The following is a 13,792-nucleotide window of genomic DNA, read 5'->3' as shown; positions in this document are numbered from 1 at the left end:
CGGCTCACCCGATCGGGGTCGCGATGGCGACCAGGTTATCCGCGTACCGGCCCGTGCGGGAGTCGAACTGTCCACCGCATGTGATCAGCACGAGATTCCTGGTGCCGGAGCGGGCGAACAGCTCCTCGACCGGCAGGTCCGCCTTCGGGTAGTACGTGACGCTCTGCACCGCGTATGAGTGCACGTCGCCCGCGGCATCCGTCACATCGACCGTCTCCCCTGCGGTCAGGTCGCGCAGCCGGCTCAGGGGACCGATCGGGTACTGCGGCGCGTCCACGTGAGCCGAGATCACGACATTGCCGTCGGATGCCACGGGGTCGGCACCGAAGCGGTACCACCCGCCGATCGCGGGGTCAGCCGGCAGCTCCATAAAGCCACCGGCTTCCACTCCGACCGGCACCACCGGCATGTCGACGTCGATGGAGACGGCGACCACCCGGACCGGCGGCACGGGTTGCCGCGCGGAGGGAGGGGTGGCCGCCGCGATCGGCACCTCGACGGCGGGCGTCGGGTGCGCCGTGGCCGTCTGCGAAGGTGCCGGCGCCGACGGGGCGGCCCCTGGGGACGGGTCGCATGCCGTCAGCGCGAGGGCGATCGCAAGAGATGCTCCGGCTCCTGCGATCGCCCTGCCCATGTCGCGGTACCTCAGCGCTGTGCCCGGCTTCGGACGGCGACGAGAGCGGATGCCGCGACCGCCGCCGCAACAGCGACTCCGCCGATCGTCCACATCCACTGCTGCGCCGCGTCGCGCTGGGCGAGCTGGCCCCCGGTACCGGAGTTCACGCCGCCGGGCGCCGAGTGCAGCCCGCCGATCGTCTGCACCGCGAGCGCGAGGTTGTCGTCTTCCAGGCTTCCCCAGGCGTACGCGATAGTGAGCACGCCCTCCTGCACGTCCACAGACGCCGGGCCGAGCACGGGATCGGTCGTCCCGGTGGCGGCGACGGATGCCTCGACCGTGCCGGCCGGCAGGTTCAGCGTCGCCTCCTGGGGGTTGGCGAGATTCTGGATCACCGCCGTTCCGCCTGCGAGCACATCGACCGCCGGCGCCGCCGCGTCATGCCGGACGGTCAGGCGCCCCTGTCCCGCCGCTGTGGGCGAGGTGACGTTGACGTACGGGGTGACGGTCGGCGAGCCGGAGGCGTTCAGGTGTGCGACCGCCGTGTAGTTCTTGCCTGCCTCGAGCGTGAGGCTCACCGGCCCGAGCACCGGTGAGCTGTCGTCGGCCGCGTCGGTCGCGGTGAGCGCTACCTCGTACGAGCCTGCCGGCAGATCCAGCGGCCCCGCCAGATCTCCCGGCTGGAAGTCGTCGAGCGTCAGCGCCCCGTTGACGTAGACGTCGACCGGCGTGTCGGGTATTCCGTGCAGCACCGAGAGCACGGCGTTGCCGCTGGTGGCCGCGGTTGCGGGGACGCCCACACTGAGGGCGGCGACGATGCCGGCGGCGATGCCCGCGAAGAGCTTCTTTCGCACAGTGTTTCTCCTTCTTCGAGCGGCCTCTCGCCGCCGTGTGAAGAGTTGTTCCGGAGGAGACTGCGTCTTGGATGCAGAGGTGAGGAGATTCTTGAGGCGCCGCGGTCGAGATGGCTGGAGCGTCGACCGGGGCCGGCGGAGCGCGGCGACAGTCGCCTCCGCACCCACGTGCGCACTCTCCGGCTCGCGCGCAGAATGGCGGCATGACAGCAGAGCAGGTCATCGTCCGCATGTGGCGAGGCACGGTGCGCAGTGAGGATGCCGACGAGTACATCGCGTACATCGAGCGCACCGGTATGAGGGAGTATCGCGAGACGCCCGGCAACCTCGACGCGTGGATGCTGACACGCGATCTCGGCGACGGGACGACCGAGATCATCACGGTGTCGCGCTGGCAGAGCCTCGATGCGATCAGAGGTTTCGCCGGCGCGGACATCGAGACCGCCGTGTACTACCCCGAGGACGACCGTTTCCTCGTCGAGCGTGACGAGACGGTCCGCCATTGGACGCAGGTGTCGTAAGTCCCGTCGATCCGCTCGACAGCGGATGGGCCAGGATGGGAGGCGTGCGCACACCTCTCAGCCGCCGACTCCTCGCGTCGAGCGCAATCGCGGCCGCACTCTGGGTTCTGTTCGCCGTTGTCCGCTGGGTCCTCTCGCAGGTTCAGGGGCCGGCTGCTCAACTCGCCGCTCTGGTGCCGGCCGTGGTGCCGTCGGGACTGATGTGGGCCGAGATCGGTGTCTGGGTGATCCTCGTTCTGGTCATCGGCGGGTTCGCCGTCGCGCTCGCGCACGTCGCGTTCACCGCGGCCGCGTCGCGGGCCGGTTCCCTCCTGGTTTCGGCCTGGTTCGCGACCATCGCTGCCGGAGCGCTCGTCGGGCTCGCCCTTGACCTCGCCGCCGTATGGGAATCCCTCGCCGACTTCGGACCGCGCGGGCTGCTGGTCGGCGAGTTCGGTGCTGCGGCAGCATCCGGGGCGCTGTGGGGGCTGGTGGTCGGGTGGATACCGAGCCTTGTCGCTCGCGCACCGGCCTCCGTGGCGGCCGGTGCAGATCAGCCGCCGTCGCCGGTGCTGCGACCGGCGTGGCCCGTGCCCGCCACAGCGGTGGCCGTGATCGCGGTGGTCATCACCGGCGTGCTCGCCGACAACGCACGCACTGCCGCCATCGAGGCTGAGGTCGCCGCGCGACAGGAGGCCGAAGCAGCTGCGACCTTCGGCGCTGTTCCCGATCCCGACGCCACAGGTGTGCCGGTGCCCGACAAGGCGAACGTCCCGTCCACCGATCTGACTCCGGAATGGTGCACGCCCGAAAAGGCGATGCTGCTGAAGGGCGAACCCGATGCCGCGACGGGACACCGCGGCCTGCCGATCCGGCTCATGAACTTCTCCGACGAGCCGTGCGTGATCGAGGGCTACCCCGATGTGGCGTTCGAAGACCAGAATCAGCACCTGCTCGCGGTGACGATCGAGCACGGCGGATCCTTCATGGCGCAGGACCCGGGACCGCAGTACATTGAGGTGCCTGCGGGCGGCTACGCGGTATCTGTCCTCGGGTGGGACGCCGCGTCGCCGCACGGAGCACTCGTCACGAAAGCCGTCTACGCGGCTCCGACCGCCGGAATGACGCGGGGCTCATGGCCGATCGAACTCGACGTCGTCGAAGGCTCGACCGTCGCCGTCACAGCCTGGGCGATCGACACCCACCCCGTACCCGCTGAGTGACATGGCCCCTGGCGGTGCCCGCGACGTTCTGCGAGCATCACGACAGGAGCGGTGACCACGCAACGAGGAGGCGCGCGATGCCCAGGGAGATCATCACCACGCCGGATGCTCCGAGCTCCGCGCTGTACAGTCAGGCGGTGCGCGCGGGGACGCATGTGTACGTCTCGGGCACGGTGGGCATGGACATGGCGACGGGAGCGCTTGCGGGCGACACCATCCAGGAGCAGACCCGCCAAGCATTCGTGAACTGCGAGGCCATCCTGAAGGCGGCCGGGGCCGGGCTCGAGGACGTCGTCGAGATCGGCGTCCTCCTCACCCGCCCGGAGGACTTCGCCGGCCTCAACGAGGAGTACGCGCGCTGGTTCCCGTCAGCCTCACCCGCACGATACGTCGCGAAGCTCGGCGTCGAACTTCCCGGCATCCTCGTGTCCATTCGTATGACCGCCGTCACCGCGTAGTTCGCGACTCCGGGGCCGTGATCGCGGCCCCGCAACCAGAGGCGGCCGATTCGATCGAACGGTTACCGGGCTGGCCACGTTGACGGAATCCGGCCGTCTGGTGCCAGCTCAACGAGGCCTTGAACCGGGCTGATGGTTCTCCAGCCAGCCTCGTCTCCGACCAAGAACAGCGCTGATGCGCCGTGCCGAACGGCGGCCCCGAGCGGATCCTCGTCGCCGAGGTAGGGGTCCGCGCTCGAGCCGCACGCCGACGGCGGCGAAAGAACCTCGACGTGATCGGGCCCATCGCCCTTGCGCCATTCGGTGACAGCGACGGACCAGACGTTCGCGCGTGCGCCATTGAAGTCCGTCGTCGAGACCTTCTCGACGACGCGGCCGATGACGACAGCCTCCGCGCTCTCGGCTGCATCGTTCGGGGTCTCGTACCCCGCCCAGCCCGGACACCCCTGTGCGTAGACGCAGCCGGCCAGAGCCGGCACCATACACAGCAGCGCAACAGTGGCGGCCAGCACTCGCGTCGGTCTCATGCGCCAATGGTGGCGCACAGCCGGCTCGGAGGTGAAGCGAGCACGAGGATGAGGACGATCAAGGCGCATGTCGGCTCGCCGTGAGTGTTACCTTCGCCTCCATGCGCGCTGAAGACGATCAGACACGGGCTTCCCGCGCACGGTCTCAACGACCTGACCTCGAGCTCTTCCTGTGGGTGTTGCTGCCTGTGATCCTCGTCGTCGTCCATATCGGGCAGATCTTCGAGCAGTTCAGCACCGTCGGCTGCGAGGGAATCTGCGACCTGGACTTCAGCCTGGGCGCCCGTGCCGCTTACCCCTGGGAAGTCGCCGCTTCTGTCGGCATTGCGCTCCTATTGGCTGTGGTTCTGCGTCTGACCGGCAAGGTCACCTACGTAGCTCCGCTCGCCGGAGTCGTTCTCGTCTTGTCATCCGCGATCATCACCAGTCTTCTGTTCCACGCAGGGTTGGCCCCGATGTACGAGCGCAACGCACGGATCGCGCAGGGATATGCTCCCCCGGCGCCCGCACCGCCCATCCCGGATCCGACCGGCAGCTGGGGGACGGGTGCAGAGGGGGCGCCCTATCTGGTGTTCTCCTCGGATGGGACGTTCGCCGGAAACGACGGCTGCAATGACGTGAACGGCCAGTGGACGCAGAATCCTGACGGGAGGGTCATGTTCAGCACGCTCACGGCCACCGCGAACGTCTGCGACGGCGTCGACACCTGGCTGAGCGAGGGACGCTCGGCGACGGTTGCGGACGACTTCCTCTATATCAACGGCAGCGCCGGCTCACCCATCGGCGGCCTGCCGCCCGCTCCGTGAACACGGACGCTCGCTCACGTCGAAGCCGATTACGAACGTTGGTTTGTATCGGGTAGCGGCCCCTCTGGACAACGACGGGGACACCGCCGAGATCTACCCGGATAGGCTCGCCGAATGACCTTCGAAGCCGACGGCGCGGGCACCGGTACAAACGGCATCCACCGCACGGTCCTCCCCTCCGGGCTAATCGGCAATGCGGCACGATCGCTTGTCCTCGCAGCTGGGACCGGCGCCCTGTGAGCGTGCACCTCGTCGGCGGCGGTGCGACCACGGCAGCCGATGCCCCGCTTCACGCACCGTTCGTGGCAGAAGCGAAGTCGCGCGCAAATCTCGCGGGCCGCGCGCGGCCGCGCATCGCCGTGATCTCACTGCATCCTGAGGCCGAGGAGAAGGCGACGGCGCTGGGCGAGCTTCTCAGCGAGGCCGCAACCGACGCCGGCATCGACGTTCATTTGACCGCGGGGCGCGCGGGCGAGCCGATCAGATTCGACGCGATCGCCGAGGTCGACGGCATCGCGGTGGGCGGCGGCGTCGTCGAGGACGTTCGCGCCGGCCTCGAGCCGTTGTTCGGCGAGCTGCGCAGGCTGGTAGCCGACGGGGTGCCCTACCTCGGCGTCTCCGCCGGAGCGATGATCGCGGCGGAGGGCTCCCTCGGAGGCGGCTCGCGCATCGGCGGCGTGGTCGTCTCGCCGGAGGACCCAGACGAACCGGGTGATGAGCTGCAGATCCAGGCCGGCATCGGGCTCGTCGACGTGACCATCGAGGTGCACGTGGCCCAGCGCGGCATGCTGTCGCGGCTCGTGGCGGCCATCGAGGCCGGGCTGATCACGGGCGGGCTCGGCATCGACGAGCGCACCGTTCTGATCGTGGGTGATGGTGAGCTTCGGGTCGAGGGCGAAGGCAGTGTCTGGCGGGCGCTGCCGACGGATGGCGGCGTGCTGGTCTCCACGATAGGCAGGTGAGAAGCCGCGACTCCCCCGGTTCTGTTCCCCTCCTCACTCCGCCGAGCACATCTAGCGCGCTGCGGACGCGGCATCATACGATCCGGTCAGATCGATCCCGTCGGAGGAGGCCGTCAGTGACGCAACACACACTCGAGCTGCCCGAAGTCGACCTGGTCTACGACATCCACGGACCGGTGCCAACCGCGGACGGTCGTCGACCCCTGATGATGATCGGCCAGCCGATGGACGCGAGTGGGTTCCAGGCACAGGTGCGGCTCTTCGGGGATCGCACGGTCGTGACCTACGACCCGCGGGGCCTGGGCAGAAGCACGCGCAAGGACGGCCGGGTCACGAACGACCCGGAGACGCAGGCGGAAGACGTCCACGCGATCATCGAAGAAATCGGCGTCGGCCCGGTGGACATGTTCGCCAGCAGCGGCGGGGCGGTGACTGCGCTTGCGTTGGTCACGGCGCACCCGGATGACGTGTCCATCCTGGTCGCGCATGAGCCACCGATCGACGCCGTGCTGCCCGACGCGGAGGCGGTTCACCGTGCGCGTGAGGCGTACACCCAGGTGTATCAGGACAAGGGCTGGGGCGCCGGGATGGCCGCCTTCATCGCGATGACCTCGTGGGAGGGTGAGATCACCGAGGACTACCTGGCGCAGCCGGTGCCGGACCCGGCGGCATTCGGGATGCCGACAGAGGACGACGGCAACCGGGATGACCCGCTGTTGTCGGACCGATCGTGGGCGGTGCCCCTCTACCAGCCGGATCTCGAGGCGTTGAAGGCTTCCCCGACCCGCATTGTGATCGCGGTCGGAGAGGAGTCGATGAACGTCTACACCGGCCGGACCGCGATCGCGCTGGCGGAACGACTGGGCCAGCAGGTGACGGTCTTCCCCAGCCACCACGGCGGCTTCATGGGCGGCGAGTTCGGATACGCCGGCCAACCAGAAGCCTTCGCCGCCAAACTCCGCGAGGTGCTCGACCAGGCCTAGTACCGCTCTGGCCGGGGCTTCGGTCTGTTCTCCGGCGGCGACGCGCCGCCGGCGTTCGGGAACGCGCTGTCGGAACGCTTCGCTGGGTCAGTGACGCTGATCGTCAGGTTCTGTGAGATCGATGTACGCGTCGCGCTGGGGATGTGCGTGGGCGTTGTCCGCCGGCGGCACATCGTGAGGAAGTGCCAGTGCGCTTGAATCCGCCTCGCCATACGGGACGATCTGCACGGTGACGGAGTCCCAGCGGTACAAGGTCGTTCCCGGTGGCGGGCTTTGCGAGGTGATGTAGTACAGCCCGGGCCACGCGAGTCCAGCGATCGGTGGTCCGTCTGTATCCGGGTTCGCGAGCGTCACACCTGCGTCATTGGCCACATCCCGACCGACATGAAAGGGAAGCCCGACGACGTCGGGTACGGTCACTCGATCAGCGAAGCGCTCCGCCACGGACCCGACGTTACGCGCGAGCCGGTCTCTTCGGAACGCCTCTGCCGGTCAAACGCGATCGGTGAAGGCCACGGGTTTACCGGCGGCGCGGGCATATGCGATCTCTCTCGCCGTGGACTCCCCGACATACCCGCCGGGATTGACCACGAGAACCCGATCAGCCAAGTCGATCTTCCGCAAATGCAGCGCGCCCAGAAGGGTCTTCTGCTCCTCTGAGAAAGCCCCATCTGCTTCGCTCGGAGCGAGCACAATAACCCCCGCGAAGGTCAGATCGCGGTTCGCCGCGCGCATCTCGTCGGCGAACCGAGCAGAGCCGCAGATACAAACGATTTCGGGTCGCTCGAGCACGGCTCAGTCTTTCACTGAGCGGAAGGTCGAAGGGAAGACCACTTCCGGTACCAGCGGTTGGCCCACTCGATCGCGCCGGGGTGTGGCTCACACGCACGAGGGTCGGCGTCGCCTCGACTCGATCGGCGCCAGGGGGTACGCCGTAACCGACCGCAGGCCTCCCCGCTCCTAGTCGTCGAAGATTCCGACGGACTCCGACAGACGGAGAACTTCGTCCTCGCTGAGCTCGAGGTTCGCCGCCTGAGCCGAGTCGGTGATCGATGCCGCGCGCCGCGCTCCCGGGATCGGGATGACGTGCGGGTCCAGGGCGAGTTCCCACGCCAGGACGGCCTGCTGCGGACTGACGCCGTGCGCCTCGCCGACCTCGCGGAACGCTGAGTAGCGGTCGCCGACGCGGGTCGCGCCGCCGCCGGTACCGCCGAGCGGACTCCACGGCAGGAACGCGATCCCGTGCGTCGCGCAGAAGCGCAGCTCATCGATGCTGCCCGGGTGCTTGGGCGAGAACTCGTTCTGCACGCTCGCGAGGTTGCCCTCACCGAGCACGTCGATGGCGATCTGGATCTCCTCCACGCTGGCATTCGAGATGCCGACGGCGCGAACGAGCCCCTCCTCGCGCAGCGCGCCGAGGCCCTTCATGATGTCGGCGTACACCCGCGTGCGGTCCGGACGGTGGTACTGGTAGAGATCTATCTGGTCGACCCCAAGGATCGCGAGCGACTTCTCAGCGGCCGCGCGCAGGTATTCCGGCGAGCCGTTGCGGCCCTTGCTGCCGTCTTGCTCGAGCACGATGCCGCCCTTGGTCGCGACGAAGATGCTCGACGCGTCGCCGTCCCAGGTGCGCAGAGCTTCGGCGACGATCCGCTCGTTGTGCCCCATCTCCTCACCGTCCGGCGCGTAGATGTCGGCGGTGTCGATCAGGGTGACGCCCGCGTCGAGCGCGGCGTGCACGGTGGCGACGGCATCCTCGAACGACGGGTACTTCTTGTCGTTGTTCATGGACATGGGCATGGCCCCGAGGCCGATCGCCGAAACCTGTCGTCCCGCCAGCGTGCGCTGCTTCATGGCATCTCCTTCTCGCATGGGATCCAGCCTGCCATCTGCTCGCCCGGCGCCGGGACCCGTTGACGCCTCCGCCGTGCGCTGGGATCCTTGCGGCATCACTAAGGCGCTCTGGGGACGAGGTGGTCAACGTGGCGATATCGAGTCGTGCCGTCGCAGCGAAGTCGGCGGTGGATATCGTGACCACCTTTCTCGCCCGCATCCAGGCTCTCGCCGGCGACCCGGACGCACTGGATTTCACCTTCGGCAACCCCCACGAGATGGCGCTGCCCGGGCTCTCTGCCGCGCTGCGCGAGCAGGTCGAACCGCGGACGGTCGAGTGGTTCGCCTACAAGACGAGCGAGCCCGAGGCGCGCGAGGCGGTCGCCTCGGGCCTTCGCGCCCAGCTCGACCTGCCGTTCGAACCGGACGACATCGCAATGACGCAGGGAGCGTTCGGCGCGTTGTCGCTCGCCTTCGCAATGCTGGCGGATGCCGGCGACGAGGTGGTCATCCCGGTGCCCGGTTGGTTCTGCTACGAGCCGATGCTGCACGCAGCGAACCTCGTACCTGTGCGCGCCGAACTCGATCAGACGACGTTCGACCTCGACGTCGACGCCATCGCCCGGGCGATCACGCCGCGGACGCGCATCGTCGTGGTCAACTCCCCCGCCAATCCCACCGGTCGCGTGTACCCGAAACAGGCATGGGATGACCTGGCGGCCGTGCTGGACGACGCCGTCGTCCGGCACGGGCACCGCATCTGGATCGTCTCGGACGAGCCCTACCGGCGCATCCGCTTCGACGGCATCGAGTTCACCAGCCCCGCCGCCTCGTATCCGTGGACCGTCATCGACTACAGCTACGCCAAGGTCCTGCTCGCGCCCGGTCAGCGCGTCGGCTATCTGGCACTCTCTCCGCTCCTGCCGCCCCGTGAGCGCGCCGAGCTGCGCGAGGCGCTCATGCCGATCGGCCTCGCCATCGGCTGGGGCTTTCCCGACGCGATATCGCAGTACGCCGTTCCTGCGCTGGAGCATCTGTCGATCGACTTGCACGAGCTCACGCGGAAGCGCGACAGGATGTACGACGCGTTGACGGATGCCGGAATCGACGTCACCCGCCCCGAAGGCACCTTCTATCTCTGGGGTCGGGCCCCAGGCGGCGACGGCCAGGCATTCTGCGACGCGCTGGCGGAGCGCGGCGTCTTCTTCATGCCCGGCACGCTCTTCGATCAGCCCCATCACTTCCGCGTCTCGCTGACCGCGACCATGCCGACGATCGACCGCGCGCTCCCCACGATCCTCGAGGTCGCCGCCGCCCTCGCTCACCCCGGTCGTTGAGCGAGCGAAGCCCCGGTCGTTGAGCGAGCGAAGCGAGACGAACCGCCGCGCCCCCCGCTCGTTGAGCGAGCGAAGCGAGACGAAACGCCACATGCCTCACCGCATCAGCGCTCCCCCTCGATCAACGCCTCGAGCCCGTCGAGCACGCGCGCGAGGCCGAACTCCCACGAACGCTCGTCGCTCCACGCGGAGCCCTGCGCCTCCCCCGCCGCGGCGCCGACGCGCACGGCGCGCGGATACACCGATGGGTCGAAGGCCCGCTCGAGGATCGGCTGATTCGCCGCCCACCACTCCGCATCGCTCATCGCCGTGTCTGTCGTCGCGCGGCGCGCGTCGTGCGCGGCGCGGCAATGCGCGTGGACGAAGCCCAGCACGAAGGTCAGTGCGGCGTCGGTGTCGACATCCGCCAATCCCGTGCCGTCGAACGCGGCCAGCTCGTGCTCGTACTTCGCCATCAAGCCGGGGCCGAGAGGCGGGCGACTGAGGGCGGCGACCTCGGTCATCCAGGGATGGCGGGTCAGCAGCATCCGGTTCGCCTCTGCGATCGTCGTGACGCGCTCGCGCCACGCCTGCGCACCCGACTCGGGACGGTCCATGCGGGCGTAGAGCGCGTCGACCATGAGGTCGAGCAACTCGGGCTTGCCGGGCACGTACGTGTAGACCGACATCGGTGAGATGCCGACCTTCTCGGCGACCGCGCGCATCGTGAGCGCGGCGAGACCCTCGGCGTCGGCGAGCGCGAGTGCGGCATCGACGATCTGCTGCACGGTCACCGACCGCGCGGGGCCCTTGCGCCGCTGTCCGACGGGCGTGCCCCACAGCAGGGCGAGCGTCGTGCTGGGTTCACCCGATCCTGTCCGGTCCGCAGTCATGGAATCCATTGTTGCACCATTTCCCCGTACGCTGTACATTGTACGACGTACGGTGTTAATTGCACCGAGCACCACCACGCGACCGATGCACAGGAGGACCGCATGCACATCACCGATTCCGCGATCTCGCTCAACGTCACCGACGTCGAGGCCTCGGCCGCGTGGGTACAGAAGCACCTGGGGTTCCGCGTCGCCATGGAGGCCGACGGGTTCTCATCACTGTCGCACCCGGAGGCGGGGTTCAACCTCATCTACTTGCGGACGGGGCTCTCGACGTTCAAGCCCGAGTCGATGGCCGGTCACGCCGGTGGTCTGCTCGTGGTGTTCACCGTCGACGACATCGATGCCGACTACGCGCGTCTGCGCGACGCCGGGGTCGAGATCGTCACGCCGATCGAGACCGAGCCGTGGGGCGAGCGCTACTTTCAGATGGCTGACCCCAACGGCGTGATCTATCAGCTCGTACAGTGGGTGACTCCCGCCGACGAGCAGCCCTGATCCCGTGGGGCGGCGGGCCGAAGCCCGTCGCCCCACGCTCGTTGAGCACGCGACGCGAGACGAACGCCCCCGGTCGTTTAGCGCTCCCCGTCCCGGTCGGCGAGCGAGCGAAGCGAGACGAAACGCCCGCCCGGCGTTCCCGAGCGCCTGATCAGAGGACTGCAACGTTCGCTATGGTGCTGAGGTGCTTCCCTCGGACACCGCGAGACTCCACTTCCGCCGGATGCTGCCGACCGACATCGACGACATGACTGTGCTCTTGGGCGATCCCGAAGTGATGCGGTTCTACCCCGCACCGAAAACGCGCGAGCAAGCCGCTGCCTGGATCGCGTGGAACCAGCGCAACTACGCAGAGCACGGTTACGGGCTCTGGATCATCGAGACGCACGAGGGCAACTTCGTCGGAGACTGCGGGCTGACGTGGCAGGAAGTCAACGGCGTCAAGAAGCTCGAGGTGGGGTACCACGTCGCCCCGCGGTGGCAGGGCCAGGGCGTGGCATCCGAAGCTGCGGCCGCGTGCCGCGATTTCGCGCGCGACCAGGTCGGGGCACGGGAGCTGATTGCGATCATCCATCCAGACAACCGCGCCTCCGAGCGAGTCGCGGAGAAGATCGGGATGCAGCGGATCGAGGACGATCAGCCGGCGAGCGGTTCGCGCCGGATCGTCCTGAGCATGCAGCTCTAGCAAGGCGTTCTGCGGCAGCCGCGCCCCTCACTGCGAGGAGCGCGCCGCGAGCTTCGATCACCCACCGATCCGGACTTCGTCACTCCTCCTCGGCCGGCAGGCTGTGCCAGATGTCGAATGCGACCGCGGCGGCATCGTCCGTGTCACCCGCGGCGAGCAGCCCGATGAGTTGATCGTGCCCGTCGACGGATGCCTGTCCGTCACCGCGAAAGCGTGACCGTTCGGCGCGCCGCACCACGGGCGCGAATTGGTCGAGCACGGCCTGGACAGCGTGATTGCCCAGCGCCGTGACCGGGATGCGATGCAGTTCCTCATCTGCGTCCATGGCTGCCTCGATGTCGCCGGCGCTCAGCGCCCGCGCGAAACGGTCGTTCGCTGCCCGCATGCGCACGATGTCGTCATCGGTCAGCTTGCCGGCGACCCCGCGAACGGCCAGCTGATGCATCGCCGCAATCACATCGCGCGCATCGCGCACCGCTTGCGCGTCGATCTCGCTCACCGTGGTCGACCGGCCGGGCACGGCCACAACGAGCCCGCTCGCTCCCAGCCGCAGGAGCGCTTCTCTGATCGGGGTCCTGCTGACCCCCAGCCACGCGGCCAGTTCGGCGTCTTTGAGCTGCTCGCCCGGCAGGAATGTCCCATCGACGATGGCGTCGCGCAGCCGCCGGTACACATCGTCGCGGAGCAGCGAGCGGTCGACGGCTGAAGCGTTCTGAGGAACCGGCATGCAATATATTGCACACCTTCCCCCACCTCTTGCAAGTCGACGGTGAGGAGTGCATCATGCAATATATTGCACATCGCGTGCGTTAGACAGAACACCAACGTCAGCCGGGCTTTGCCCGCAACAGAGAGGAACACCCATGTCCACCACCACAGACCAGCCCATCAAGAACGTCGTTCTCGTCCACGGCGCCTTCGCCGACGGATCGGGGTGGCGCCGCGTGTACGACCTGCTCACGGCACGAGGCTTCCATGTCTCGATCGTGCAGAACCCGCTCACGTCGCTCGCCGACGACGTCGCCGCGACCACGCGAATGCTCGACCGGCAGGACGGTCCGACGATCCTCGTGGGCCACTCGTGGGGCGGCACCGTCATCACGGAGGCCGGAACGCACCCGAACGTTGCCGGCCTCGTGTACGTCTCGGCCCTCGCTCCGGACGCCGGCGAGACCACCGCCCAGCAGTACGAGGGCTTCCCTGCCACGCCCGACTTCGTCATCGACGTGGGCGCCGACGGCTTCGGATTCCTGAACTCCGAGAAGTTCCAGGCGGGCTTCGCGGCCGACCTCGACGATGCCGACGCGGCGTTCCTGCGCGACACGCAGGTGCCGATCAACATGTCAGTCTTCGAGTCTCCGGTCTCGGTCGCCGCGTGGCGCGACAAGCCCACGTGGGCCGTCATCGCTGCAGACGACAAGTCGTTCGACCAGGCGATGCTGCAGCACATGGCTGCGCGCATGGGCGCCGAGGTCACCAACGTGCCCGGCAGCCACGCGCTCTTCATCACCCAGGCGGCCACCGTCGCCGACGTGATCGCGACGGCCGCCGAGAACATCGGCGACGTGCGCTGACGATGAATCAAGCCGGGGTCGGTTCTCGCTCATCCGCGAGGCCGACCCCGGCCCCGTCACACTG

The 13,792-nt window shown here is 68.2% G+C and carries 18 protein-coding genes; 10 read left to right on the top strand and 8 right to left on the bottom strand.

Annotated elements, in window-relative coordinates:
* Positions 1-4 precede the first annotated feature (4 nt).
* On the bottom strand, positions 5-634 hold the full coding sequence (locus C9992_RS16250) for a class F sortase (RefSeq protein WP_106816686.1): 630 nt from the start codon (positions 632-634) through the stop codon (positions 5-7).
* 11 nt (positions 635-645) lie between these two features.
* Positions 646-1,470 (bottom strand): DUF4397 domain-containing protein, encoded by an 825-nt coding sequence (locus tag C9992_RS16245; protein WP_106816685.1) that lies wholly within the window; start codon positions 1,468-1,470, stop codon positions 646-648.
* Positions 1,471-1,673: 203 nt separating this feature from the next.
* On the opposite strand from C9992_RS16245, the gene C9992_RS16240 reads away from it, so the two are divergent.
* The 3 genes from C9992_RS16240 to C9992_RS16230 all read left to right on the top strand — a co-directional run bounded on the left by C9992_RS16240 (position 1,674) and on the right by C9992_RS16230 (position 3,651).
* Positions 1,674-1,991, top strand: coding sequence for a hypothetical protein (locus tag C9992_RS16240; protein ID WP_235008292.1), 318 nt, complete (start codon positions 1,674-1,676; stop codon positions 1,989-1,991).
* A gap of 44 nt (positions 1,992-2,035) precedes the next feature.
* Complete coding sequence (locus C9992_RS16235; RefSeq protein WP_106816753.1) at positions 2,036-3,193, top strand: DUF4232 domain-containing protein; 1,158 nt, start codon at positions 2,036-2,038, stop codon at positions 3,191-3,193.
* Between the two features lie 77 nt (positions 3,194-3,270).
* Complete coding sequence (locus C9992_RS16230) at positions 3,271-3,651, top strand: RidA family protein (RefSeq protein WP_106816684.1); 381 nt, start codon at positions 3,271-3,273, stop codon at positions 3,649-3,651.
* 62 nt (positions 3,652-3,713) lie between these two features.
* Here C9992_RS16230 and C9992_RS16225 read toward each other — a convergent pair whose 3' ends face one another.
* Positions 3,714-4,178 carry a hypothetical protein gene (locus tag C9992_RS16225; protein WP_146145346.1) on the bottom strand — a complete coding sequence of 155 codons (465 nt, stop codon included), beginning with the start codon at positions 4,176-4,178 and terminating at the stop codon, positions 3,714-3,716.
* Positions 4,179-4,279: 101 nt separating this feature from the next.
* Here C9992_RS16225 and C9992_RS16220 point away from each other — a divergent pair, with 101 nt between their 5' ends.
* The 3 genes from C9992_RS16220 to C9992_RS16210 all read left to right on the top strand — a co-directional run bounded on the left by C9992_RS16220 (position 4,280) and on the right by C9992_RS16210 (position 6,929).
* Complete coding sequence (locus C9992_RS16220) at positions 4,280-4,984, top strand: META domain-containing protein (protein WP_106816682.1); 705 nt, start codon at positions 4,280-4,282, stop codon at positions 4,982-4,984.
* 236 nt (positions 4,985-5,220) lie between these two features.
* Positions 5,221-5,946, top strand: a complete 726-nt coding sequence (locus C9992_RS16215; protein ID WP_106816681.1) for a Type 1 glutamine amidotransferase-like domain-containing protein — start codon at positions 5,221-5,223, stop codon at positions 5,944-5,946.
* Between the two features lie 116 nt (positions 5,947-6,062).
* The gene (locus tag C9992_RS16210; RefSeq protein WP_106816680.1) at positions 6,063-6,929 is read left to right on the top strand and encodes an alpha/beta fold hydrolase; all 867 of its coding nucleotides are present in this window, start codon (positions 6,063-6,065) and stop codon (positions 6,927-6,929) included.
* Between the two features lie 87 nt (positions 6,930-7,016).
* Here the strand turns inward: C9992_RS16210 and C9992_RS16205 are convergent, their stop codons facing one another.
* The 3 genes from C9992_RS16205 to C9992_RS16195 form a co-directional block, all read right to left on the bottom strand.
* Positions 7,017-7,373 carry a PASTA domain-containing protein gene (locus C9992_RS16205; RefSeq protein ID WP_146145345.1) on the bottom strand — a complete coding sequence of 119 codons (357 nt, stop codon included), beginning with the start codon at positions 7,371-7,373 and terminating at the stop codon, positions 7,017-7,019.
* 48 nt (positions 7,374-7,421) lie between these two features.
* Entirely contained in the window at positions 7,422-7,664 is a 243-nt protein-coding gene (locus C9992_RS16200) for a hypothetical protein (protein WP_407662258.1), read from the bottom strand.
* Between the two features lie 225 nt (positions 7,665-7,889).
* A complete protein-coding gene (locus C9992_RS16195) occupies positions 7,890-8,783 on the bottom strand; it encodes an aldo/keto reductase (RefSeq protein WP_106816677.1) in 894 nt (297 codons plus the stop codon).
* A 176-nt stretch (positions 8,784-8,959) separates the two neighbouring features.
* On the opposite strand from C9992_RS16195, the gene C9992_RS16190 reads away from it, so the two are divergent.
* The gene (locus C9992_RS16190; protein ID WP_235008291.1) at positions 8,960-10,099 is read left to right on the top strand and encodes an aminotransferase class I/II-fold pyridoxal phosphate-dependent enzyme; all 1,140 of its coding nucleotides are present in this window, start codon (positions 8,960-8,962) and stop codon (positions 10,097-10,099) included.
* Between the two features lie 104 nt (positions 10,100-10,203).
* Here the strand turns inward: C9992_RS16190 and C9992_RS16185 are convergent, their stop codons facing one another.
* Entirely contained in the window at positions 10,204-10,971 is a 768-nt protein-coding gene (locus C9992_RS16185; RefSeq protein ID WP_106816676.1) for a TetR/AcrR family transcriptional regulator C-terminal domain-containing protein, read from the bottom strand.
* Between the two features lie 102 nt (positions 10,972-11,073).
* Between C9992_RS16185 and C9992_RS16180 the strand changes: the two genes are divergently transcribed.
* Both C9992_RS16180 and C9992_RS16175 read left to right on the top strand, forming a co-directional pair.
* Complete coding sequence (locus C9992_RS16180) at positions 11,074-11,469, top strand: VOC family protein (RefSeq protein WP_106816675.1); 396 nt, start codon at positions 11,074-11,076, stop codon at positions 11,467-11,469.
* A 184-nt stretch (positions 11,470-11,653) separates the two neighbouring features.
* Entirely contained in the window at positions 11,654-12,154 is a 501-nt protein-coding gene (locus C9992_RS16175) for a GNAT family N-acetyltransferase (RefSeq protein ID WP_106816674.1), read from the top strand.
* A gap of 79 nt (positions 12,155-12,233) precedes the next feature.
* On the opposite strand, the gene C9992_RS16170 is transcribed toward C9992_RS16175, so the two are convergent.
* Entirely contained in the window at positions 12,234-12,881 is a 648-nt protein-coding gene (locus tag C9992_RS16170; RefSeq protein WP_106816673.1) for a GntR family transcriptional regulator, read from the bottom strand.
* Positions 12,882-13,017: 136 nt separating this feature from the next.
* On the opposite strand from C9992_RS16170, the gene C9992_RS16165 reads away from it, so the two are divergent.
* Complete coding sequence (locus tag C9992_RS16165) at positions 13,018-13,728, top strand: alpha/beta fold hydrolase (protein ID WP_106816672.1); 711 nt, start codon at positions 13,018-13,020, stop codon at positions 13,726-13,728.
* Positions 13,729-13,792: the final 64 nt, after the last annotated feature.

Origin of the sequence: Microbacterium timonense, assembly GCF_900292075.1 — a bacterium.
Lineage (GTDB): Bacteria > Actinomycetota > Actinomycetes > Actinomycetales > Microbacteriaceae > Microbacterium > Microbacterium timonense.
Note: the sequence above shows the minus strand (reverse complement) of the source record. Positions and strands in the feature narration are given on the sequence as shown.

Coding starts and splice junctions, on each gene's coding strand:
- C9992_RS16170 (WP_106816673.1), bottom strand. CDS start 12,881: ATGCCGGTTCCTCAGAACGCTTCAGCCGTCGACCGCTCGCTGCTCCGC.
- C9992_RS16180 (WP_106816675.1), top strand. CDS start 11,074: ATGCACATCACCGATTCCGCGATCTCGCTCAACGTCACCGACGTCGAG.
- C9992_RS16195 (WP_106816677.1), bottom strand. CDS start 8,783: ATGAAGCAGCGCACGCTGGCGGGACGACAGGTTTCGGCGATCGGCCTC.
- C9992_RS16240 (WP_235008292.1), top strand. CDS start 1,674: ATGACAGCAGAGCAGGTCATCGTCCGCATGTGGCGAGGCACGGTGCGC.
- C9992_RS16165 (WP_106816672.1), top strand. CDS start 13,018: ATGTCCACCACCACAGACCAGCCCATCAAGAACGTCGTTCTCGTCCAC.
- C9992_RS16225 (WP_146145346.1), bottom strand. CDS start 4,178: ATGAGACCGACGCGAGTGCTGGCCGCCACTGTTGCGCTGCTGTGTATG.
- C9992_RS16185 (WP_106816676.1), bottom strand. CDS start 10,971: ATGACTGCGGACCGGACAGGATCGGGTGAACCCAGCACGACGCTCGCC.
- C9992_RS16230 (WP_106816684.1), top strand. CDS start 3,271: ATGCCCAGGGAGATCATCACCACGCCGGATGCTCCGAGCTCCGCGCTG.
- C9992_RS16220 (WP_106816682.1), top strand. CDS start 4,280: ATGCGCGCTGAAGACGATCAGACACGGGCTTCCCGCGCACGGTCTCAA.
- C9992_RS16200 (WP_407662258.1), bottom strand. CDS start 7,664: ATGCGCGCGGCGAACCGCGATCTGACCTTCGCGGGGGTTATTGTGCTC.
- C9992_RS16250 (WP_106816686.1), bottom strand. CDS start 634: ATGGGCAGGGCGATCGCAGGAGCCGGAGCATCTCTTGCGATCGCCCTC.